Origin of the sequence: Candidatus Propionivibrio aalborgensis (assembly GCF_900089945.1) — a bacterium.
Classification (GTDB): Bacteria; Pseudomonadota; Gammaproteobacteria; order Burkholderiales; family Rhodocyclaceae; genus Propionivibrio; species Propionivibrio aalborgensis.
Map to the genome: position 1 here is coordinate 16614 of NZ_FLQY01000035.1, position 20497 is coordinate 37110.

24 protein-coding genes and 1 pseudogene are annotated in these 20497 nt (G+C 60.2%); 9 read left to right on the top strand and 16 right to left on the bottom strand.

What is annotated here, in order from left to right; all coding sequences use genetic code 11:
* Window positions 1-28 precede the first annotated feature (28 nt).
* Entirely contained in the window at window positions 29-871 is an 843-nt protein-coding gene (locus PROAA_RS02470) for an oxidoreductase (protein WP_186409807.1), read from the top strand.
* Window positions 872-1590: 719 nt separating this feature from the next.
* Here the strand turns inward: PROAA_RS02470 and PROAA_RS02475 are convergent.
* Genes PROAA_RS02475 through PROAA_RS02510 form a run of 8 tightly spaced genes read right to left on the bottom strand, consistent with a single transcriptional unit; the run spans window position 1591 to window position 8185 of the window.
* A complete protein-coding gene (locus tag PROAA_RS02475) occupies window positions 1591-1926 on the bottom strand; it encodes a cytochrome b5 domain-containing protein (RefSeq protein ID WP_222102058.1) in 336 nt (111 codons plus the stop codon).
* Window positions 1927-1973: 47 nt separating this feature from the next.
* Window positions 1974-3227 carry a ferredoxin reductase family protein gene (locus PROAA_RS02480; protein WP_186409809.1) on the bottom strand — a complete coding sequence of 418 codons (1254 nt, stop codon included), beginning with the start codon at window positions 3225-3227 and terminating at the stop codon, window positions 1974-1976.
* The gene (locus PROAA_RS02485; protein WP_186409810.1) at window positions 3224-3532 is read right to left on the bottom strand and encodes a hypothetical protein; all 309 of its coding nucleotides are present in this window, start codon (window positions 3530-3532) and stop codon (window positions 3224-3226) included. The genes PROAA_RS02480 and PROAA_RS02485 overlap by 4 nt, the downstream gene beginning before the upstream one ends.
* On the bottom strand, window positions 3529-4425 hold the full coding sequence (locus PROAA_RS02490) for an alpha/beta hydrolase (RefSeq protein WP_245664126.1): 897 nt from the start codon (window positions 4423-4425) through the stop codon (window positions 3529-3531). The genes PROAA_RS02485 and PROAA_RS02490 overlap by 4 nt, the downstream gene beginning before the upstream one ends.
* On the bottom strand, window positions 4422-5153 hold the full coding sequence (locus PROAA_RS02495; protein ID WP_186409811.1) for an ABC transporter ATP-binding protein: 732 nt from the start codon (window positions 5151-5153) through the stop codon (window positions 4422-4424). The genes PROAA_RS02490 and PROAA_RS02495 overlap by 4 nt, the downstream gene beginning before the upstream one ends.
* 1 nt (window position 5154) lies before the next feature.
* Complete coding sequence (locus tag PROAA_RS02500) at window positions 5155-6360, bottom strand: ABC transporter permease (RefSeq protein ID WP_186409812.1); 1206 nt, start codon at window positions 6358-6360, stop codon at window positions 5155-5157.
* Window positions 6357-7574, bottom strand: coding sequence for an efflux RND transporter periplasmic adaptor subunit (locus PROAA_RS02505; protein ID WP_186409813.1), 1218 nt, complete (start codon window positions 7572-7574; stop codon window positions 6357-6359). Before PROAA_RS02505 ends, PROAA_RS02500 begins: the two co-directional genes overlap by 4 nt.
* Window positions 7571-8185, bottom strand: a complete 615-nt coding sequence (locus tag PROAA_RS02510; protein ID WP_186409814.1) for a TetR/AcrR family transcriptional regulator — start codon at window positions 8183-8185, stop codon at window positions 7571-7573. Before PROAA_RS02510 ends, PROAA_RS02505 begins: the two co-directional genes overlap by 4 nt.
* 377 nt (window positions 8186-8562) lie before the next feature.
* On the opposite strand from PROAA_RS02510, the pseudogene PROAA_RS19450 reads away from it, so the two are divergent.
* From PROAA_RS19450 to PROAA_RS02540, 6 genes and pseudogenes are all read left to right on the top strand, one after another.
* A pseudogene (locus tag PROAA_RS19450) lies at window positions 8563-8829 on the top strand (IS91 family transposase); the annotation flags it as partial.
* Window positions 8830-9187: 358 nt separating this feature from the next.
* Complete coding sequence (tnpA, locus tag PROAA_RS02520) at window positions 9188-9619, top strand: IS200/IS605 family transposase (RefSeq protein WP_186409816.1); 432 nt, start codon at window positions 9188-9190, stop codon at window positions 9617-9619.
* 350 nt (window positions 9620-9969) lie between these two features.
* The gene (locus PROAA_RS02525) at window positions 9970-10803 is read left to right on the top strand and encodes a DUF2189 domain-containing protein (RefSeq protein WP_186409817.1); all 834 of its coding nucleotides are present in this window, start codon (window positions 9970-9972) and stop codon (window positions 10801-10803) included.
* An 11-nt stretch (window positions 10804-10814) separates the two neighbouring features.
* On the top strand, window positions 10815-11027 hold the full coding sequence (locus tag PROAA_RS02530) for a DUF2788 domain-containing protein (RefSeq protein WP_186409818.1): 213 nt from the start codon (window positions 10815-10817) through the stop codon (window positions 11025-11027).
* A gap of 59 nt (window positions 11028-11086) precedes the next feature.
* Window positions 11087-12841, top strand: coding sequence for a PHA/PHB synthase family protein (locus PROAA_RS02535; RefSeq protein WP_425393993.1), 1755 nt, complete (start codon window positions 11087-11089; stop codon window positions 12839-12841).
* A gap of 112 nt (window positions 12842-12953) precedes the next feature.
* A complete protein-coding gene (locus PROAA_RS02540) occupies window positions 12954-13145 on the top strand; it encodes a hypothetical protein (protein ID WP_186409819.1) in 192 nt (63 codons plus the stop codon).
* A 73-nt stretch (window positions 13146-13218) separates the two neighbouring features.
* On the opposite strand, the gene PROAA_RS02545 is transcribed toward PROAA_RS02540, so the two are convergent.
* Window positions 13219-14505 (bottom strand): MFS transporter, encoded by a 1287-nt coding sequence (locus tag PROAA_RS02545; protein ID WP_245664127.1) that lies wholly within the window; start codon window positions 14503-14505, stop codon window positions 13219-13221.
* Between the two features lie 27 nt (window positions 14506-14532).
* Window positions 14533-15465 carry an ROK family protein gene (locus PROAA_RS02550; protein WP_245664128.1) on the bottom strand — a complete coding sequence of 311 codons (933 nt, stop codon included), beginning with the start codon at window positions 15463-15465 and terminating at the stop codon, window positions 14533-14535.
* Window positions 15466-15610: 145 nt separating this feature from the next.
* Here PROAA_RS02550 and PROAA_RS02555 point away from each other — a divergent pair, with 145 nt between their 5' ends.
* Together PROAA_RS02555 and PROAA_RS02560 are read left to right on the top strand one after the other, a co-directional pair.
* Window positions 15611-15979: a DUF1840 domain-containing protein gene (locus tag PROAA_RS02555; protein WP_186409820.1), complete on the top strand. Its 369-nt coding sequence runs from the start codon at window positions 15611-15613 to the stop codon at window positions 15977-15979.
* A 31-nt stretch (window positions 15980-16010) separates the two neighbouring features.
* Window positions 16011-16508: a hypothetical protein gene (locus PROAA_RS02560; RefSeq protein ID WP_186409821.1), complete on the top strand. Its 498-nt coding sequence runs from the start codon at window positions 16011-16013 to the stop codon at window positions 16506-16508.
* Between the two features lie 59 nt (window positions 16509-16567).
* Here PROAA_RS02560 and PROAA_RS19245 read toward each other — a convergent pair whose 3' ends face one another.
* The 6 genes from PROAA_RS19245 to PROAA_RS02585 all read right to left on the bottom strand — a co-directional run bounded on the left by PROAA_RS19245 (window position 16568) and on the right by PROAA_RS02585 (window position 20025).
* Window positions 16568-16699, bottom strand: a complete 132-nt coding sequence (locus PROAA_RS19245) for a hypothetical protein (RefSeq protein ID WP_281182218.1) — start codon at window positions 16697-16699, stop codon at window positions 16568-16570.
* A 126-nt stretch (window positions 16700-16825) separates the two neighbouring features.
* The gene (locus PROAA_RS02565; RefSeq protein WP_186409822.1) at window positions 16826-17431 is read right to left on the bottom strand and encodes a hypothetical protein; all 606 of its coding nucleotides are present in this window, start codon (window positions 17429-17431) and stop codon (window positions 16826-16828) included.
* Window positions 17432-17440: 9 nt separating this feature from the next.
* Window positions 17441-17824 carry a lactoylglutathione lyase gene (gene gloA / locus PROAA_RS02570; RefSeq protein ID WP_186409823.1) on the bottom strand — a complete coding sequence of 128 codons (384 nt, stop codon included), beginning with the start codon at window positions 17822-17824 and terminating at the stop codon, window positions 17441-17443.
* A gap of 3 nt (window positions 17825-17827) precedes the next feature.
* Window positions 17828-18853, bottom strand: a complete 1026-nt coding sequence (locus PROAA_RS02575; protein ID WP_245664129.1) for a ketopantoate reductase family protein — start codon at window positions 18851-18853, stop codon at window positions 17828-17830.
* The gene (locus PROAA_RS02580) at window positions 18825-19505 is read right to left on the bottom strand and encodes an MOSC domain-containing protein (RefSeq protein ID WP_186409824.1); all 681 of its coding nucleotides are present in this window, start codon (window positions 19503-19505) and stop codon (window positions 18825-18827) included. Before PROAA_RS02580 ends, PROAA_RS02575 begins: the two co-directional genes overlap by 29 nt.
* 91 nt (window positions 19506-19596) lie before the next feature.
* A complete protein-coding gene (locus PROAA_RS02585; RefSeq protein WP_186409825.1) occupies window positions 19597-20025 on the bottom strand; it encodes a hypothetical protein in 429 nt (142 codons plus the stop codon).
* Window positions 20026-20497 lie beyond the last annotated feature (472 nt).

The window sequence follows — 20497 nt, forward strand, 5'->3', positions numbered from 1 at the left end:
GGGCGGAAAACAACAGGAAGCAAATGCCATGACCTCCAACAACTCTGTTTGGCTGATTACCGGTTGTTCGACCGGCTTCGGCCGCGAACTTGCGCGCATCCTGCTTCAGCGTGGCCATAGCGTCGTGGTGACGGCACGCAAACCGTCGACTCTCGATGAATTCAGCTCGGCCGAAAACGCACTTGTCGCGGCATTGGACGTCACCGTACCCGGGCAAATCGCTGACGTGGTCCGGCAGGCGCTGGCGCGGTTCGGACATATCGACGTGCTGGTGAATAACGCGGGCTACGGCTATCTTTCTGCCATCGAGGAAGGTGAGGACGATGAGGTTCGCGCCATGTTCGAAACCAACGTTTTCGGCCTGGCCAACATGACCAAGGCCGTACTCCCCGGCATGCGCGAACGCGGTCAAGGCCACATCGTCAATATTTCGTCGATGGGCGGGTTGATCGGCTTCCCCGGCATCGGCTACTACAACGCTACCAAGTTTGCCGTCGAGGGCCTCTCCGAAGCCCTGGCCAAGGAAACCGCGTCCCTCGGCATCAAGGTCACGATCGTCGAGCCTGGGCCTTTCCGCACGGACTGGGCGGGCCGCTCCCTCAGGACTCCAAAGAACGCGATTGCCGACTATGCACAATCCGCCGGTGCACGACGCGCAGCAGTCCGGGGCTATAGCGGCAGTCAGCAAGGTGACCCGGTGCGTGGCGCCGAAGCCATCATTCAAGCCGTCGAATCGCCTGAACCACCGCTGCATTTGCTCCTGGGTCGGCCGGCATACGAAATGACTGTCGCCAAGTTCAAGGAGTTTTCAGCGGAAATGGAGAAATGGCGCGAAGTTTCTCTGGGCGCGGATTTCCCTGACGCGGGCTGATAACCGAAGGTCTGCTCAGACTTCGGCCACACTAAATGTGGATATCCGTATTCCGTGTTCACATTCCGTAGCCAGTGCTGCGTTGCAGCATTTAGCGGCGAATCATGATGAGCTTATGGTTTTTTAACTGCCTCATTTGTGCCCACAAAAGACATTCAGGATTTCCGCAGCAGTGGCAGCAATGCAGCGATTCCGGACGGCCAGGGGGAATGATCGAAGAATATTTTTCCGGTGACGCGATGATTGGGGCAATGCTGTTTGAGAGGCCGCTCATCTCGTCATTGCAGCCATTCGATCATCGTCATTGGAGAATGTGGGCGTGTGCCGCAGGCACACAGGAAGGAAGTTCGCTATGAACTGACGAACTGAAGATTTGTGTTGAAATTGCACGGAAGATGAGGGTAGGTTGGTCCCTCGGTATCGGCTTTAAGGAGCAGGCCTCAAACCACCCCAAGGTGCTGCGGTCAAGAGCCGTGGTGGTGAGCGTTGGGGCAATAGTCCGAGAAATACCTTGGGCAGGTATGGATCAGAGAGACGAACGAAAGTGAACCTTCGATGAGGCGTCTTAATCCAATGATTTGTCATCAAAACCAGAAGCCGCTCGTACTTCTGGGATAAGCTTGCCGGGCACCTGATTACTGGGCAAGCGGCGAAAAAAATGGAAACGCGTGCGGCGGATTTCATGATGTCTTCACAGAAAAAATGTTGGTGATGAATATCTATTGCCTTGCGGGTGCGGACGATGTCTCGCCAAGCACCCCGATCAGGTAAGCGCCGAGCAGCCCATCGGCCTCTGCCGAATGCTTGCGTCCCTTTGTTTTCGTCCGATAAGCTTGCGATGCCTCCCTGCCGCACCAGGGGACGATGATGCTCGGTTTCGAGGGGTGCTTCGGCAGATAGGCACTCAGATCATAGACCTTGCCTTCAATCGCCATCCAGCAATCTTCCCCGGCTGAATGCTGCGCAAGTTCCACGAGAGAAAAGCGCTTTTCGCTTGCCGCGACGGGTGCCTCCACCGCCACCTCGCCGCCACGACCGGCGATCCAGGTGATCAAGATGCAGAGCCAAAAAAGCGCTGTGCCGAGTATGAATAGTTTGCGCATCATCGGAAGTCGAAGCGCTCGAAGTAGATGGCGTCCTGCGGTACATCGCGCGATTCGAGAATGCCTATTACAGATGACAGTAATCCGGGCGGTCCGCACAAATAGCATCTGCAGCCGGCCAGCGTTCCAGCATCGGGCAGGGTATTGGCCAGCGCCTGTGCGTCGCCCAGACCGACCCGGATCTCCAGATCGAGCGTCGCTTGCCGGCTGGCCAGAGTACGCAGTTCTTCGACATAGGCGGCGTCCGCCGGTTCGCGATAAAAATAGTGCAGACGCACCGGATGGCCGAGCGGCTCGCCGCGCAGAACGGCAATGAAAGGGGTAATACCAATACCACCGGCAACCCAAAGCTCGGGGCCATTCCCCCGATCACGCAAAAAGCTGCCGAACGGCCCCTGCACCCGCACGGCGACGCCCGCCGTCAGCGATTGCAGTTGGTGCGTACAGCCCCCCAGCGACTTGACGCCAATGCGCAGCTTGCCGTCGGAATCGACCGCGCTGATCGTGTAGGGGTGATACTCCCGGCACCCCTGAAAATGTGGGCCGTCGAAAAAAGCAAACATGGCGAACTGACCGGGCTTCGCGTTCAGCAACGTGGCCAGTGGACGCAGCGATATCTCAAGCACGCCATTGGCATGGGTTTCGACATGATCGACGAGGAATGGTCGGGCAGCCAGTCCGCAGTCGATACGCAGAACCCGCCACAACATCAGCACGGTGGCCAGCAACAGTGCAAACAGTAGCGTCTGGCTCAGGCCAAGCAGGATCAGATGTGCAAATCCGAAAAGCACGGCCAGTACCAGCAGGCCGTGCAGCCAGCGCCAGACGGGGTAGCCCAGCTTGCGCGAAAAAGCAGCAGCCAGGCCGCACATCAGGCAAATTAAAGCCGCCCAGCCAAGCCAAATCGGCCATCGTTCCCGCCATGGCGAGAGTGTAGCCCACGCCTGATGCGCCGAGTGCTGCGCGGCATCAACGGCGAAGGCTAGGGGATGAACAAGCAGCACTAGATAGGCAAGCGTGCCCAGAACATGGTGCCATGTGTACATACGTTCGAGGCTACCAAAAAACTCGGTCAGCCGCACCTCGCGCAGCATCAGCAGCAGATTGGCCAGCAGCAACCCGCAACCGACCCAGCCAAGCACAATCCCGGCACTGCGTGCGACCGGCAAATCATCGGGGAAAGCCCAGAATACGGGCACCCCGACCAAGACAAGGGTGACCAGAGGAATCGACAGGCGATGTAGCGCTTTCATGGCGACTGGCGGACACTCGCTGGAGCTGAACGCAGGTGTTGGCAGAAATCCCGGCCACCGCCGGACACCTTCTTGCCCAGCTGCTCAGCCCGCGCTTCCATCTCGCGATGATGCTCGGCCTGGTAGGCCTCGCATTCAGCCAGCGCCGTAAAACCGCGAATCCGGGCCTGATGCTCGATCCGCTCTTCCGGCGACATCAACTCCCAGCCACGCGTGTTGCTGTCGCTGGCCCGCCAAGGGCCACGTGCAAGGGCAGTTCCAGCAAAAATCAATAGCATGAAAATCACCCAACCACGTTTCCTCATATTCCTTCTCCGCGACTGATGGCCCCATCGAGAAACTCGACGACAGTTCCGATGTGCTGCTCGATTTCGCTATATTCATCATGACTGCCGGGCATCAGCAGCAGGCGCACCCGGTCGTCGCGGCGATTGGCGTAAATATCCCGCGCTTCACTGACCGGCACGGTGACGTCATTGGTGCCGTGTGCCAGTAGTACCGGGCAAACAATCGAGCGGATGGTATGGCGCGGTGCGATCGCGTCGAAACGATGGCCGATGACGCGCTGCACGTAGAATAGAATATAGGCGCCGAGCGGCCAGTAGGAAATCCGTTTTGCAGCCAGCCAGCGGCGCATCATCGCCGCCGGATGGGCGAAGGCCGCCAGACTCACCACCGCAGCCAGATCACGCCGCCGGGAAGCCAGCAACAGTGCGGCGCCCGCCCCAACCGAATGAGCGATTACAGCGACGCGCTGCGCATCGACTTCGGCTTGCGCCTGCAGCCAATCAACAGCGCTACTCAGATCTTCGGCAAAGCGCGGCAAGGAGGTAAACGTATCGCCGTCGCTGCGCCCGTGGCTGCGTGCGTCGAAAAAAAACAGTGCGTAACCGGCGGTATGCAGCGGCATGGCCAGTGGCAGCATCATTTCAGCATTGCCCCCCCAACCATGCAGAATAGCCAGCGCTGGCGTACCGCCAGACACCGCTTTTTCAGCTGGGATGAACCAGCCGAACAAGGTCTTGCCGCGTACCGCAGGAATTCTCACTTCGCGCCACGGCAAGCCATCGGGAACACCTTGCCCGCCGACGCGCGGCGCGGCCAGGCCAGCACGAATCAGACGATGGACGAGCAGCATGATCAAGGTGGCCGCCGACAGCAGGCCGAGGGCAATCCAGAGCGCTTCCGGAACGCTCAAAGCGCTCTCCCCTCGCCGGCTTCCTCGTAGGTCCGCCCGTCGCGGATGTGATAGATGCGCCTGAAGGTCGGAATGATCTTCTCGTCGTGCGTGACGACGATGATCGCCGTGTTGTACTGGCGCGCCATGTCGTTGAGGATGCGCATGACGGCGAGGGCGCGTTCGCTGTCGAGCGGCGCAGTCGGCTCATCGGCAAGAATCACCGGCGGCTGGTTGGCCAGCGCGCGGGCAATCGCCACACGCTGCTGTTCGCCGCCCGACAGCTCGGACGGCTGCGCCCTGGCACGATGACCGACGTCGAGCGCGGTGAGCAGCTCGCCCGCACGCTGGCGTGCCTGGGCATTGGGCTGCCCGGCAAGCATCGGCAGCAAGGCGACGTTGTCGGTCACATCGAGAAAGGGGATCAGGTAGGGCGCCTGGAAGACAAAGCCGATCCGGTCGCGGCGCAGCGCCCGCAGGTCGGTGCTTTTCCAGCCACCGTCGAAGATCGTTTCGTCGCCCAGCGTCATCCACCCGGCCGTTGGTTCGATGATGGCACCCAGACATTTGAGCAGGGTACTCTTGCCCGATCCGGAGGGGCCGATCAGGCCGACCACCTCGCCGGGCGCAACGCTCATGTTCACATCCTTCAAGGCGTCGACCGCCGTATCGCCCTTGCCGTAACGCTTGCGCAGACCTTCGATGTGGATGCCGAAGCCTTCCTTTTCTGTCTGCTTCTCAGTACGCATCTTAGCCGCCAATCGCCGTTGCCGGATCGACGCGCAAAGCGGCGCGGATGGCCAGGGTGCTGGCCAGCGCGCAGATCACCATGACCACGGCAAAGCCGCGTGCCGCGTCGCCGGGTTCGAGCAAAACAAATTTCGGAAAAACCGGCGCCCACAGCGTGGCCACCGTCTTGCCGACGACGAAGCCGATCAGCCCGAGGCCGAGCGCTTGCTGCAGGATCATCCCGGCAATCGTCCGGTCGCGCGTGCCGATCAGCTTGAGCACGGCGATCTCGCGGATCTTGCCGAGCGTCATGGTGTAGATGATGAAGGCGACGATCGCTGCGCTGACAATCGCCAGAATCACCAGAAACATGGCGATCTGCCGCGCCGAGGTGGCGATCAGCTTGGCCACCAGGATCTCTTCCATCTGCTCGCGCGTATAGGCTTGGACGTGTTTCCAGCGGCGCAGCTCGGCCGCCACCGCCTCCGGCGCCGCGCCGCCGCTGACCTGGACGAGCACTGCATTGACGTTGTGGTTACTGCTCTGCGAGGCCTGGATGGCCTCCAGCAGACCGGGAACGCCCGGCCGGTTGAGCGCCGGGTTGGCTGCCGTGCGCGCGCGTTCGTTAAGAACAGCGTCGTTATCCTTGAGAAACTGCGCTTCCTGCGCGTCCTTCAGCGGGATGAAGACCATCGGATCGCCACCCGACGACACCATGCGCCGCGTCAGGCCGACCACGGTGTAGTCATGGCGACGTATACGGATGCGCTCGCCGAGCACGAAGCCGGTCTTGACGTCGGCAACGGCTTCGTAGTGACTGCGCGTGATCTGGCGACCGGCGACCAGATAGCCGGGCTCGCCCGGCTGCCCCGGCTCGAAGCCAACGACCATGGCGCGCACATCGCTGGCGCCTGTCTTTTCCTGCATTCGCACCTGCATGGTCAGATAGGTGACGTTGGCGGCGCGCGCCACGCCGGGCATGCCCAGAATGCTGCGATAAAGGTCGTCGTGCAGACTCGACGATTCCGCATAGGGGCCCAAAGTATCTTTCTGCACCACCCACAGATCGGCGCCGCTGTTGCTGAGCAGCGCTTTCGCGTCGTCGACCATGCCGCGGTAAATGCCGGCCATCGACAGCGTAACGCCGATCAGCAGACCGAGTCCGACGCCGGTGAGCACGAAGCGTCCCCACGAATGAAGAATGTCACGGCCGGCCAGGCTGATCATGAACGCGGCCCGATCAGTGAATCTACGACCTTGATGCGGCTGCCTGCCGTCAGTTCCTTTTCATTATGCAACACAACGCGGTCACCGGCCTTGACGCCGATCAGCACCTGCACCTTGCCGTCGAGACTCGACAGACCGACCTGCACCGCGACGAAGCGCAATGTACCGTCTTCATACAGCCACACGCCAGTCTGGCCGCCCTGCTGCCTGATGCTGGCATTGGGCAGCAGCAGGCCATCCTGCGTGGCAGGCAGGCTCAGTGTCACCTCGGCCAGCTCGCCAAGCGAAACACCACTTGGAATACTGTCGAATGCCACCTGCGCGACACGCTCTTCGGTCACGCTGTCGCTCAGCAGTTCCAGCCGCGCCACCTTGCCGGGCTGCGACTGCGCCGGATTCGAACGCAGGACGACACCGGCCGACAGGCCGACCGCCAGGCCGCGCGAACGCCCCTGATCGAAGCGTACCCGGATCCATAGACTGGCCGGATCGATCAGTCGGACCACTGCCTGCCCGGCGACCACGGTCGAGCCCGGCTCGGCATCGCGCGCCGTGATCACGCCATCGCTCGGCGCCAGCAGGCGCACCATGTCGCGTTGCTGGCGCAGAGCGTCGCGTTCGGCCTGCAGGCGCCTTACGTCTTGTCCGGCAGCGGCAAGGTTGGCTTGCGCACCACTGCTTACGGCCTGCGCCGACACCTGTTCCTGCTGTTTGCCCTCAACGGCACTGGCACTGACGAAATTCTTTTCACCGAGATCGACATAGCGCCGGGTATTCATCACCGCCAACTGACTGCGCGCCTGCGCGTCCCGACGCTGCGCCTCGGCCGCCGCGATGGCGCTGCCGGCGCGGGCAATCGAAGCATCGAGCGCCGCCACCCGTTCGTCGAGATCGACCGGGTCCATTTCAGCCAGCAGCTGCCCGGCTCTCACCGACTCGCCGACATCGACCAGCACCTTGAGCACACGGCCAGCAGCGGTCGGGCCGACGAGGTAGGAACGGCGCGCCTCAACGGTGCCAATGCCGAACAGCGCGGGCGATACGCTGCCCTCTGCTACCTGCACGGTTGTTACCCGAATCGGCGCCAGCGGCCCCGAACGCAGCACGACAATGCCGAAGCCGAACAGCAAGGCCAGCAGCAGCACAATCAGGCCGAGGCGACCAACCAGCTGACGAAAAACCGGAAGGGAAAAAAGACCGAAAAATGCTTTCATGCACACGCTCCAATCGCTCGCTGATAAAGCGCAAAGACGCGCTCGGCCTCGACCTCCATGAACTCGCAGCTGCCAGCCAGCATCGACTGCATGACCAGTCCCTGAACCGTGCCGATGAACAACGAAGCCGCAGCGCCATGGTCGACGCCAATGCCGAGCTGCCCGCGCGCTTCGACGCCGCTGAGCAGACGCAGCAGCAACTGGCGGTAACGCTGCAGCAGGCTGCGCACACGCGCCTTGACCGGCGTGTCTTCCGGTTGCTGCAACTCGCTGAAGATGAGTCTGGGCACGCCGGGGTGTGCGACGACAAAACGCACATGCGCAAGAAACACGGCATGCAGGCCATCCCATGGCGTCGGCGCCTGATGTTCGGCGTTTTCGAGCACCGCATGCAGATTGTTTTCAATATGCGCCATGACCGCCAGCCAGATCGCATCTTTGCTCGGGAAGTGCCGGAATACCGCACCCTGCGTCAGACCCATGAGGCCGGCAATGTCACCGGTGGTGATCGACGCCGGCGCACGCAGCGCCGTCAGGGCCAGCACCGCCGTGACGATCTCGCTCTGACGCGCTTCGGTCGGGATGCGCACTCGGGCTGTTGTTTGCTGCATATCTGCCACCGTAGTAAGTGTTCAATTACTTAGCAGTATAGCAACAATATTATAATTTACTTATGAATTGCCCAAAACGACGCTACGCCGTCCCATGGCTGACACGACCAATAAAAAGACGATGCCGGATTTCTCACGACCGACAAGCCCCCCGAGAAACACACTTGCCTTAGAGGCGCTCTCCTCCAGTTCGGCCCGGACAGCGTCTTCGACGGCAATCACCGGGCGCCACTGTCGCTATCTGTCATTCACTCCTCGCCTGGCAGAAAGGGCGAGCAGGCCGAAGCGGTAATCGTCAGCACGCACGGATGACTCAGCTTGCGCTCGATGGAAATCGCGTAATACTCGGTGCGCACTTCGGCGGCACGGCCGAGCACATCCTCGCCCACGGTTTTGCGCGCCCGCTGTGCCGACTGTGGCCACGAATTCCTAATCGCGTATTCCGGCAAAGGTCGTGGCGTCTGACCGTCCTGTACAACCAAGCGCCTGCGCTATAACTTGGCGCACGATCCAGCGATCCTCAATACAGAGCGCTACATATCTTCCTGAACGCCATTGAGCGGACGCTGCGGCAAGGCAGTCCAGGTACAATCTCACAATCGCGCCTGGGGGCCGTCGCCCTCATCCACCGTTTCGGATCATCCCGGTGACCGAGGTACTTCGGTAAGCCGACGCTCGCCATCGCGGATGACGAGGAACCATTTGAGATATGTTCTGGCTACTCCTATCTGGTGGCGAATGACGGCATTCAGTCTAAGGACCGGCCCGATGGCTTCAGCGGTCGAATGGCTGCAACTGGCCGAACTGATACAGATTGATGAGCCTCCCGCCAACATTGTGCATTGCGCAAGCACAAATCAATCACCGATTTCGGATAGCTCTACAACCAAAGGAGTTCCCCCGGCTCTGCCGGGGAGGCAGTAAAAGTTTGACGTATTCGGAGTTGTCCATCGTAGAAACTTCCAATCGTGAGCCGCCAAGCACATGAGAGGAAGAAACCAGATGGACAAGTTTGAAAGTTTGAGCCACACGGCGTGGGACTGCAAATATCACGTGATATTCATTCCAAAGCGTCGGCGCAGGACATTGTACGGAGAGTTGCGCAAGCATCTCGGAGAAGTATTCCGCAAGCTTGCTGCTCAGAAAGAGAGCCAGATAGTGGAAGGGCATTTGATGCCTGACCACGTGCACATGATGATTGCGATACCGCCGAAGTACGCGGTGTCGCAGGTGATTGGCTTCATCAAGGGCAAGAGCGCAATTCATTTGGCGCGGGTGTATGGGGAACGCAAACGCAACTTTGTCGGGCAGCATTTCTGGGCAAGAGGGTACTTCGTATCAACAGTCGGTCGCGATGAGGCCGTTGTACGGGAGTACATCAAGAAGCAAGAGCAAGAGGACGAGCGGTTGGACCAACTCGGCCTGTGGAGATGAGTCGCCACCGAACCGGTGGCTCCAAGAATGCGGAGCCGCGTTAGCGACTCTGAACTGCCGCTTTGAGCGGCTCACAACTGAATGCCTCCGGCTCTGCCGGAGGATTGTTACTTCTGATTTTGAACCCCCGGGCTGTTTGGCCTTGGCCGCTTCGACCTCCAGCCTTATCATGCAGGGGCTCGATCCATTTCTTCTGATTTGTTGTCGTTGCGCCGTTTCAGTAGCGCGATGGTTGGAAAGCATCATGTGCAGAACTGCTTCTGCAATAAACTTCATGAAATCAAACGGATTCTGGCTGTTGAGAGGAGTTTGGGATTGAAAGCACGCACTGGAAGAAGTGGAGGAGTGGCATGGCTCTAACCCCCGTTTTCCCTGTTCACCCACCGCTTGTCTCACTGCCCGCGCGGGTTGTCCCCCTGTCCTCGCCTGTGCAATGGCTGACCCTCGGGTGGCGCGATTTACGGCAATGCGGCTGGCTGAGTTTGGCGCACGGGGCCTTCCTCGCGGCATTCGGCCTGGCGCTGATGGCCACGGCCTACCGGCATTTCTGGCTGCTGGCTGGAGCCATCTCGGGCTTTCTGGTGGTGGCGCCGGTGCTGGCAACCAGTTTGTACGCCATGAGTCGTGCCATCGAACATGGGGTCCCCGTACGCTGGCAACTGCTCAGGGATACCTGGCTCAGCTGGCAACAATCCAGATTCGCGGAATCGGGCGGTTATTGGTGTCTGGTACGTTTTGGCATACTGTTGGCACTGGCAGGCACGGGATGGGTACTGACCTCGGCCGCGCTGATTACGCTGCTGGCACCCGCCCCGGTCAACATGCCGACTGACTTCCTGCGCCATGTCGTACTGGCAGAAGACAGCACTCTGTTCGCGCTCTGGCTGGCCTTGGGGGGCGTGCTGGCGGCTCCGATATTCGCCTCCAGTATCGTCGCCATGCCGCTGCTGCTCGACCGGCGCACCAACCTGTTTCAGGCGGTCCTGACCAGTTGGCGGGTCGTTCTCGCCAACCCGGGCCCGATGGCGGTTTGGGCATCACTGATCATGCTGCTGGTGTCGATCGGTTTTGCGACAGGATTGCTGGGCCTGATCGTGCTGATTCCCCTGTTGGGCCATGCCAGTTGGCACGCTTACCGATCTTTGGTTGATGCCAGCGCATTGCCCGAACGTCCGCGGGGTTAGTGAGCGCGCCCATGTTTGGTTTTTCAGAGGAACAAGTTTCCGCGTTTGGCCTCTCCTTCGGGGTTGGCGCATTCATGCTGTACATGTTGTTCATCATCGGGCAACTGGCGTGGGAAGCCAAGGCCGGGAAGTTCGGAACCTTCGTGCTTTTCCTGGGCCTGGCATTCGGCATGGTTGGGTTCGTGGCAAAGTATCTGATCCAGTGGTTGCTAGATATCAAATGAGCCGCTTTCGATTCTGGTAATGGCCCCGTTTCAGTAACCGTTTGAGGGTGGAGATTGTCATGGGCAGAAATGCTTCTGCGAAGAGGAAAGCGTCCGATATTGATCTGACGGGCATCGGTGCCTACGAAAGTCTGATGACGCACCTTCAGCAGCGCCTCGATCCTTTTGGCGTGATGACGTCCATTATCAATGCACAGGCGGCCTGGATGATGCATCCACAGGAATTGACGCGAGAAGTCCGCAGGATGTCTGGCGACGTGCTGGCCTTGCAGACGCATTTGATGCGCCGCGCCCTGGGGATGCCGAGTACGGATGTGATCAAGCCGCATGCAGACGATGCCCGTTTTGCCGATCCGGTGTGGGACGACGTTCCGACCTGGGACATCATCAAGGAATCGTATCTTTCATTTACCCACCGGCTTGAAGACATGCTGTATGAAACCCCGGGTCTTTCCGAGAAGGAGCGCAGGCGGGCGGCGTTCTGGGTGCGAAAGTGGCTCAACGCGATGGCGCCGACCAATTTCTTCATCACCAATCCGGTGGCCATACGCAAGGCCGCCGAGACCAAAGGCGAAAGCCTGAAGCAGGGTTTCAACAACCTGATGCGCGATGTCAGGGCGAAAAACATTCTCATGGTCGAACGGGACGCGTTCACTGTTGGCGTCGATCTGGCCACGACGCCGGGGCAGGTGGTTTTCCGCAATCGCCTGGTCGAGCTGATCCACTACACGCCGACCACGGACAAGGTGCATAAGACGCCGATCGTGATCGTCATGCCGTGGATCAACAAGTTCTACATTCTGGATCTGACGGCCAAGAAGAGTATGGTCAAGTACCTCACCGATCAGGGTTACAGCGTCTTCATTACGAGCTGGAAGAATCCGACCGCCGAGATGGCCGGAGTCAGGTTTGACGATTACCTGCAGGAGGGCGTCGATCAAGTCGTCAGTACCGTGTGCGAGCTGTGCAAGGTGCCAAAGGTGCACCTGACCGGCTACTGCATTGGCGGTACGCTGGTGGCGACCTACATGGCCTGGGCCTGCCGGCATTATGGCGAGAAGAAAATACCGGTGGCGCACTGGACACTGTTCACCACGCTGACCGACTTCTCCAAGCCGGGCGACATTGAAGTGTTCATCGACGAGGCTGCGATTCGTGCCCTGGAAAAGAAGATGGCGGAAACGGGCTATCTTGACGGCAGTGACATGGCATCGAGTTTCCGTCTGTTGCGTTCGAATAGTCTCGTCTGGCATTTCTTCGAGAAGAGCTACCTGTTCGGCGAGCCGCTGCCGGCGTTTAACGTGCTGTTCTGGAATATGGACACGACGCGCATGCCGGCTGCGATGCATTCGTTCTACCTGCGCGAAATGTATCTGCATAACAATCTGATGAAGCGCGATGCGTTGACCATCGCCGACGAGCCGATCGACCTGGATCGCATCACCCAGCCGCTCTACGCGGTGAGCGCCGAAGACGATCACATCGTTCCCTGGAGTCAGGCCTACCGCATTCACAAATACATCAACGTCACCGCGCCGGTGCGATTCGTGCTGTCGACTTCGGGGCACATCTTCAGCATCGTCAATCCGGTTGTCGAGCCGCCGAAGCAGGGTTTCTGGGTGGCCGAACCCGAGCGCAACGAACATTTCGAGCACTGGTTCGCGCGCTCAGAAAAGCGGTCCGGGACGTGGTGGGAGGACTGGCTGGCCTGGCTTTCTCCGCAATGCGGGCCGATGGTCAAGCCGCCTTGTGCTGAGGCGGGTTCCTTCCCGGACCTCGGTCCGGCGCCCGGAATTTACGTCTTCGAGAAGTAGCTCAACTCCGAAAATGCGATCAGTGCTGCAATCGCATTGAATGCTGATGTACTACGACCTATACTGGTAGTGCACCACCAGCACGAGGTGCGGTAACAGGAAGGAGTGAATCATGAGCTATATTGATTCCCCAATGGGTATCTGCGAAGCGGAGCACACGATTGTGCTTACCGATCAAACGCAGCGTGAGTGCGCGCTGGAGCATGGATGTCCTCCGGGGCGTCATTGTCCGCTTGACGGATGTTTCGCCAGGGTTTCCGGCCTGAGTGAGGAGCAGGTTCGCGCGCTGGCGGCCAAAAAGTAGCAGGCTTGTAGCGGAAGAGCCATTTTGTCGCCCGGTTTTCTTCAGTGCCGGGCGCGGGCTTCGCCGGTTCCCTTCAATCTGGCGGAGAGGCTTTTCTCCCGCTGATCAGCAGCCAGGCGCAAGCAGCAGCCTGTAGCGCGAAGAGCACAATGAAGGCATCGCGGTGAGCGGTTTCAATGTCGTGACCGTTGGCTTGAGATGCGTCGATCAGGATGCCCATCCCCCATTGCAGGCCGAAGGCGCCGATGAATACAATCAGGTTGAGGGTTGTGTTGGCGCGTCCGGAAAGTGCGACCGGAAAACCGGCAGACGTCAGCGAATAGGCGAGTGTGCCGAAGCACGACAACACACCGAAGGCTACCCACAATAGATAGTGCTGTTCGGTCGCCTGGGTGATGATCAGCAGCAAGGTCAGCAATGCCAAAGAAAGCCCCCACTTGAGCAAAGACATTGGACCGATGCCTCGACGGCCGAGACCGGTGGCTAGCAGACCGATCAGTATGTAGCCGATGACCATGGCGACACTCATGGCCGCCAGATGATTGGCCGCAATGGCGCGAGAGTGGCCGTTGACATGCATCAGCCAGGCGCTTGACCACAGGCTTTGGACGGCCATGAAGCCACCAATGTTGGCGAAGCCGAGTGGCGTGAAACGCCAGAAGTGCCGGCTGCCCAGCACCAGTCTTATGCCCGCCCATTGTTTTGCCAGAGGCTCGGGTTGCGGTGTGCCGGGCTTGTCCGGTACGCTGAAGTACAGCCAGCCGGCCACCATCAGGGTGATGCCGGACAACAAAAAGAATATCTCGCGCCAACTGGCGATCTGCAGCGCGGCGTTCAGCGGTGTCGATGCCGCCAGCGCGCCGAGTGTTCCCGACGTCATGATCCAGCCGGTCATCGAGGCCTGCTTTTCCAGCGGAAACCACTGCGAAAAAGACTTGAATGCGGCCATCAGACAGGCCGATACGCCCAGACCGATCATGCCTCTGCCGATGGCCAGCGTACCGATGCCGTCGCCACAGGCAAAGACCGCCGCGCCCGCGGCGGCGATCAGCAGCAGCGCGGATTCGACCCGTCGTGCGCCGAAGCGGTCGAGCAGCATGCCCAGCGGCAGTTGGGCAGCGCCAAACGCAAGAAAATAGGCACTGGTCAGCAGGCCGAGATCGGCAGCGCCGAGCGACATTTCGTCGCTCAGTACCGGGCCGATTACCGCATTCGCGGTACGAAAGTGGTACGAGAGGAAATACGCTGCAGCGAACGGCAGGAAGAGCCTGATCTGGAGCATATCGTCCTGGAGAGTCGGTGAGTTACGAATGTGCAGGACTGCGGGCAGCGTTGTGAAGCCGCGACTCACCAGGCGCATGCACAAGCACCGGAAACGCTGTCCGTTTCACTTTTCGTTCCACAGCCACGCCGCGCCACGTACGCCGGAGGAATCGCCATGCCGGTTCCGCAGCAGTTTGGTGCGGACGATGTCTGAAAAAACGTATTCGGCCCAAAGCACCGGAACGTTGGAGTAAAGGCGGTCCATGTTCGAAAGCCCGCCGCCCAGCACAATCACCTCCGGGTCGAGAATGTTGATGACCTGGGCCAGGGCCTTGGCCAGCCGGCGCTCGTAGCGCTGCAGCGTCGCTTCGCAGGCGGCGTCGCCTTGTCTCGCCCGAGCTTCGATGTCCTGCGGCGACAGAGTCTCGTTATTGTGCCGTGCGTGATCGGCAGTCAGCCCCGGGCCGGACAGCCAGGTTTCGACGCAGCCCTGGCGACCACAATAGCAAACCGCAGGGGGCAGGGCTTCATCTTCTGGGTACGGTAAGGGATTGTGCCCCCACTCGCCGGCAATGTGATTGGCGCCAGTGAGTACCCGCTCATGCGCCACGATGCCGCCGCCGACGCCGGTGCCCAGGATAACGCCGAAAACAATGCCGGCGCCTTGCCCTGCGCCATCTACCGCTTCCGACAGTGCGAAGCAGTTGGCGTCATTCTCGATGCGGATCTGGCGCTGTAGCAGCGTTTGCAGGTCACGGCGCAGCGGTTGGCCGATCAGACACGTGGAGTTGGCATTCTTGATCAGTCCACCCGTGGCCGATTCGGTGCCGGGAATTCCCAACCCGACTCGACCACGCTGCCCCAGCTCGCCTTCTATCGCCTCAACCAGGCCCGCGACGGCCGCGACCGTGCCCGTGTAGTCGCCCTGTGGCGTTGGCACCCGTCGGCGGAGAAGCTCGCGCCCCGACGGGTCGAGCGCGATGATCTCGATCTTCGTGCCGCCAAGATCGATTCCGAGTGACAGCGTCATGTTGTGTGAATGTTCCAGAGCGGACATGCTTGACTATTCGTTGGCCACCGGGAAGGTTGCCCAGCCCGCAAAGAGAGAGGATGCCATGGGCAAGGGTACAATGGAAGGGCAGGTCCATCCGTCGCCCGGCTGAACGGTCGGCAGAACGCGAACCACCTTGGGGAGAAAAATCATGTTGGTCAAACTGACTTCAAGCGCCTCTGGCGAAATCATCATGTTTGCCAAGGATGCGCACCAGCTTTTCGAGATCATCGGCAAGGAGCGCACGGCGCGCGGGGTGTTTACCAAGGAGCAGTTGCCGGAGGCCAGGGCGAAGTTGCAGCACGCCGTCGATGAGGAAAAATCGGCCTTGCGCGAAGCCGAGCGCAAGGCGCGGGAAGGCGGCGTTGTTGATGAACACGAAACTGAGAACGACGAAGACCATAAATCCGGGCGAGTCGGCATCAATCTGGGCCAGCGTGCTCATCCACTGATTCACATGATGGAATTGACGCAAAAGGAGGAGGGTTTCATCGTGTGGGAAGCCCCCGGCGACTTCTGAGCCAGACGGAGCAGGGCTGGAAAGATACCCGATGAACGCAACTCAACACATGATCCGAATAACGCTGATCCTGATTTCCACTTTCCTGGCCGGTCATTCCCATGCGGCGCCACCAGCGCCCGCGCAACAGGTTGTGGAAATCGTCGGTGCGGAGTTTGGCACCTTCAGTTCCGGCAAGCCGCTCGAACTGGACCTGGAGCCCACCCGTGTGGTTCCCAACAAGGTGGGCCAGCGCTACGGCTGGATCATCGAAGTTCGCACGAGCAAGCGTGCCTTGAGTGTCCGCGAAGAATATCTGCTGCCGAATGCCTCCGGGGCACAGAACGCCAACGCCGCGGATCCGGCAGGCGAGAGCCAGGATATTTCTGCCCAGCGGCTCAAGCAGGTCAGCCAGAGACAACTGGTGCCCATGGATGGCACGATTTATGGGGAATGGACCATCGGCTCAGGCGAACTCGCCGGCCACCGACATCTTCAGGTAGTCATTGAAGGTCGGGTGGCGGCAAGTTTCGAGTTCGAGGTGAAGTAGATTCGCCGCATACGGAATCCTGATATTCGGATATCCGGACGCTGACCAGTCTCGGCGGATCAGGATGAGCGGGGAGTCATCGGAACGACGTCCGATGCGTGTTTCTTGGCCTGTTTTGCGGCCTTTTTCTCCTTCGGGGTCTTTGCCGGTTGTTTCTTCGCTTCCTTGCTGGATTCCTTTGCCTTGCCCATGATCATGCTCCTTGTGATTGCCGGCGAACGCAGGCGGACTTTCAGTGTAATCCGATATCAGGCGCAAATCCACATGTAATAAATGGGCGAGTTTGCGACCCTTGTTGCGTTGCATGGATGCCCTCGTCAGGCGAGACTGACCAGCTCCGGGTCGTCGCCGTGATCGATAAGAATCCGTCGCACACGATCCTGCCACAGACTGGTAAAAGCTTCGGCGACCGCCGGGTCGCGTTCGCCGGCCAAAAGGCGTTGCAGCAACGGGCCCGTACGCGGATCGGGCGTGACGCGTTCAAGGTGCAGCGAGGCGCTTAGCATCCTGCCGTTGTCACGGCGAGTGAAAGCGATTCCACCCGGCAGATCGAGCGCCTCGAAGCCAAGCAGATTGCGTCGCGAAAACTGTCCGGCGATTCCCTTGAAGCCGCCGATTCCGGCGGCACCGGTGATCAGGCCGACGACGGCGGCCATCACCCCGGCGACACCTTCTTCCTGTGCATCGCGGAAGCTGACCTCGATCTCACCGCGCTCCGGCAGTTCGTCCGGATACAGCGCGGCCAATACGCGGCGGGTGAGCAGATAGGCGCCGGCAACGGTCGGGCAGGAATGGCCGGCGAGCTTCACCGCATCGACATAGCGGTATTCGATGATGCCGGCCTCCGCCGCGCCGAGAAACTCGGCCAGCCGGTCGTGCATGACAACAGACGGAACTTCGGCGAAGAAGGACGGAAAGGCCATGGACTCGATTCACCTTCTCTCGATCAGTTCGATCTTGTAGCCGTCCGGGTCTTCGACGAAGGCGATGACGGTCTTTCCATGCTTCATCGGCCCGGCCTCGCGGGTGACCTTGCCACCCTTGGCTTTGATTTGCTCGCAGGCCGAGTAGGCATCGTCGACGGCCAGCGCAATGTGGCCGAAGGCGTTGCCCAGCTCATACGATTGCGTATCCCAGTTGTGCGTGAGCTCAAGCACGGCCCCTTCGCTTTCTTCGCAATAACCGACGAAAGCCAGAGTGAATCGGCCCTCGGCGTAATCCTGTCGGCGCAGCAGGCGCATGCCCAGGACTTCGGTGTAAAAGGCCAGCGAAGTTTCAAGATTGCCGACGCGGATCATGGTGTGCAGGACTCTCATGTGTCATTCCTCCGATAAGGTGTTAACGGGTGTCGATTGCGGCTCAAGCGATTTGGTCTCCAGCGCTCTTACCAGCGTGTGCAGGACGCGATTGACCGGTGTTGCGATGCCCAGCGCTTCGCCCTGGCGCAGCACATAGCCGTTGAGATGATCGATCTCGCTGCGTTTGCCACGCGCCAGATCCTGGGCAGTCGATGAATATTGCTTCGGCATGGTGCGCGCGATGCGTTGTACCGCTTCCCACGTATCTCCCGCAACACGCACGCCCAATCTCTGCGCAACGGCAAGGCACTCCTTGACCACGTCGCGCATCACGTCCTCCACGCCGTCGCTTTGCACCAGACGCGCATAGGGCAATTGCGTGATCGCGGACAAGGCATTATAGGCACAGTTCAGGATCAGCTTGGCCCACAGCTCGCCCGCCACGTTGTCGGAGATCTCGGTCGGGATGCCGGCTTCGACAAACAGCCGGACCAGTTCCTCGCTCGCGGCGGCCGGGCCGATGACCAGTTCGCCGCGGCCATGGTGGCGGACATGGCCGGGCCCGGCCATTTCGGTGGCAACGTAGACAACGGCAGGGACGACTTGCCGACCGAGCAGCGCTTGGAGTCGCTCGGCGTTATCGACGCCGTTCTGCAAACTCAATACCGACGCATCGGGATCGAGGTGACGGGCCATGTCTCTGGCGGCGCTCTCGGTATCATTCGACTTGACGCAGCAGAGGACGAGCCGTGCACCTTCTAGGCCATTGGCCTTGGTGCTGGCCTGGGCCGGAACGTGCATGCTGAACGACTGCGTATCGAGGAGCAGGCCGTCGCGGCGCACCGCCTCAACATGCGCCGGGCGCCCGATCAACATCACGGTATGCCCTGCGCGCGCCAGCATGCCACCGTAGTAGCAGCCCACGGCGCCTGCGCCCATCACCGCAACTTTCATGTTGCCTGCTCCCGTACTGAGGGTGTCAAAAGCATATTCCGGTTCACGAACACGGCCGCCATGATCAGGGAAGCCGCCTGAGTTGCTGCGCACGATCCTTCAGTTTCTTGACCCAATTGGGTGAGAGCGTCGGCATCGCCGCAATTGATTCGAGCATCTCCGGATCCGGTCGATGCTCTCGCCAGATCGTCAGCAGTCGTTCCACCGTCATTTCGCGGGAGTCCTTTTCGATCCGGCGAAACTCGCCGCCGGGGCCGGCCAGCCCCTCCTTGAGCACGCGGAAATACCAACCCGTCAAACCGTGGTCATAAATGTATTGCGTCATCCCTTCCACGCCGAAGCGGCTATCGATCTTCCAGCAAGGGGTGCGGGGCTGCGATACCTGGATCACCGCGTCGCCGAGTTGAAAGATGTCGCCGATGCACACGTTCGTTTCGTCCCAGCCGGCAACGGAAAGGTTTTCACCGAGCGAGCCGGGAACGAGATCATCGATGACGTCAGAAAATGCGTTGGCCAGCGCGGCATAATTCCCTGCCGGATACTGGTGCAGGGCCTTTTCGGGCCCGCCATGTACGCGAAGGTCGGCCTGTTCGTCTCCAGCCAGCCCGTTCATGCCAACCCAGGCGGGCTGGTTCAGCGCTGTTTTGAATATCCCGCTGGGTCGATTGTTCGGAGGCAGGGGGCGGACGCTTCCCGCAAAGAGCGTCACGGTGCCAGGCTGCGTTTCAAATGAGGCTTCACTCATTGGAATCGACGACATCGGCTCTGCAATTGGAGTCCGGACTGCCGCCTTCAGCAACGCGGCTGAAGTCGTTCGATTTTGTCATGCCCACAACTCAATGACCTTGGCCCTGCCCCTTGGACTTCTTGTGACCTTTGCCACCCGATTTTCCTTCGTTTCCATGCTGCTCGTTCTGCCGGTAATCACGATGCTGCTCCTGATAGCGCGGAACATATTCCCGGTTGTACCAGTCGTCTTTCACGAAGTAGACGCGTTCACCGCAGGCGTTGTATCTGCTGCAGTGCTTGCTCCAGTGTTTGGCGTGGCCCGGAGGTACACGCAGATAGACCGGAGGGTGATTCATCGGCGCCGGCCCGATAAAGACCGGCTGTGCGTAGATGAGTTGTGGCGGAGGGTAGCCGCCGATGTCGAGGCGGCCGTAGAAGCCAGGCTGGCCGATGCTGACCGAGACGCCCACGTCGGTCGCCAACACCGGAGAGGCAAAAGCAATCGCCATGGTGGATGCAATCAGAAATCGTTTCATGAGAAGTTCCTTGTCTGTAACTCGGAGGACGGAGATAGTGGGCCGGCACGAGCATGGCCCGGCCACGGGACTCAACAAGTATACGCCGATGTAACCGTATCCAATGGGGCGAGTCGAGTGTTGCCCAGCCCGATTCAATCGCACTGCTATCGTCCGCAGCGGAATTCGACAGCGGGCAAGGTCGTGATTTCAGCGGGTTACCGCAAGTCGCGCAAAAGTCCTGCTGGCAAAATCTCGCCACCACAATCGAGGTCTTCCGATAACTGAAGGAACGCTAGGCATGGCTGGAAATCGGCCTCAGCGGTCATTGGGGTTCTCTGCCACCAACGGCCGCAATCAGTTGGTCAACGGTCGCAGCCTTGGAATTCTGGTTGAGTGACCGCTTGGCATTTCAGGCTACTACCGCACCGTGCCCTAAGCAGTCGGTCGATCTTTGGAAAAGCAGACCTTCAACTTTCGTGCGAAACCGCGC

Coding starts and splice junctions, on each gene's coding strand:
- PROAA_RS02480 (WP_186409809.1), bottom strand. CDS start 3,227: ATGAAAGCGCTACATCGCCTGTCGATTCCTCTGGTCACCCTTGTCTTG.
- PROAA_RS02525 (WP_186409817.1), top strand. CDS start 9,970: ATGGCTCTAACCCCCGTTTTCCCTGTTCACCCACCGCTTGTCTCACTG.
- PROAA_RS02470 (WP_186409807.1), top strand. CDS start 29: ATGACCTCCAACAACTCTGTTTGGCTGATTACCGGTTGTTCGACCGGC.
- PROAA_RS02510 (WP_186409814.1), bottom strand. CDS start 8,185: ATGCAGCAAACAACAGCCCGAGTGCGCATCCCGACCGAAGCGCGTCAG.
- PROAA_RS02485 (WP_186409810.1), bottom strand. CDS start 3,532: ATGAGGAAACGTGGTTGGGTGATTTTCATGCTATTGATTTTTGCTGGA.
- PROAA_RS02585 (WP_186409825.1), bottom strand. CDS start 20,025: ATGAAACGATTTCTGATTGCATCCACCATGGCGATTGCTTTTGCCTCT.
- PROAA_RS02560 (WP_186409821.1), top strand. CDS start 16,011: ATGAACGCAACTCAACACATGATCCGAATAACGCTGATCCTGATTTCC.
- PROAA_RS02530 (WP_186409818.1), top strand. CDS start 10,815: ATGTTTGGTTTTTCAGAGGAACAAGTTTCCGCGTTTGGCCTCTCCTTC.
- PROAA_RS19245 (WP_281182218.1), bottom strand. CDS start 16,699: ATGGGCAAGGCAAAGGAATCCAGCAAGGAAGCGAAGAAACAACCGGCA.
- PROAA_RS02545 (WP_245664127.1), bottom strand. CDS start 14,505: ATGCGCCTGGTGAGTCGCGGCTTCACAACGCTGCCCGCAGTCCTGCAC.
- PROAA_RS02495 (WP_186409811.1), bottom strand. CDS start 5,153: ATGCGTACTGAGAAGCAGACAGAAAAGGAAGGCTTCGGCATCCACATC.
- PROAA_RS02565 (WP_186409822.1), bottom strand. CDS start 17,431: ATGGCCTTTCCGTCCTTCTTCGCCGAAGTTCCGTCTGTTGTCATGCAC.
- PROAA_RS02555 (WP_186409820.1), top strand. CDS start 15,611: ATGTTGGTCAAACTGACTTCAAGCGCCTCTGGCGAAATCATCATGTTT.
- PROAA_RS02580 (WP_186409824.1), bottom strand. CDS start 19,505: ATGAGTGAAGCCTCATTTGAAACGCAGCCTGGCACCGTGACGCTCTTT.
- PROAA_RS02535 (WP_425393993.1), top strand. CDS start 11,087: ATGGGCAGAAATGCTTCTGCGAAGAGGAAAGCGTCCGATATTGATCTG.
- PROAA_RS02505 (WP_186409813.1), bottom strand. CDS start 7,574: ATGAAAGCATTTTTCGGTCTTTTTTCCCTTCCGGTTTTTCGTCAGCTG.
- tnpA (WP_186409816.1), top strand. CDS start 9,188: ATGGACAAGTTTGAAAGTTTGAGCCACACGGCGTGGGACTGCAAATAT.
- gloA (WP_186409823.1), bottom strand. CDS start 17,824: ATGAGAGTCCTGCACACCATGATCCGCGTCGGCAATCTTGAAACTTCG.
- PROAA_RS02500 (WP_186409812.1), bottom strand. CDS start 6,360: ATGATCAGCCTGGCCGGCCGTGACATTCTTCATTCGTGGGGACGCTTC.
- PROAA_RS02550 (WP_245664128.1), bottom strand. CDS start 15,465: ATGTCCGCTCTGGAACATTCACACAACATGACGCTGTCACTCGGAATC.
- PROAA_RS02540 (WP_186409819.1), top strand. CDS start 12,954: ATGAGCTATATTGATTCCCCAATGGGTATCTGCGAAGCGGAGCACACG.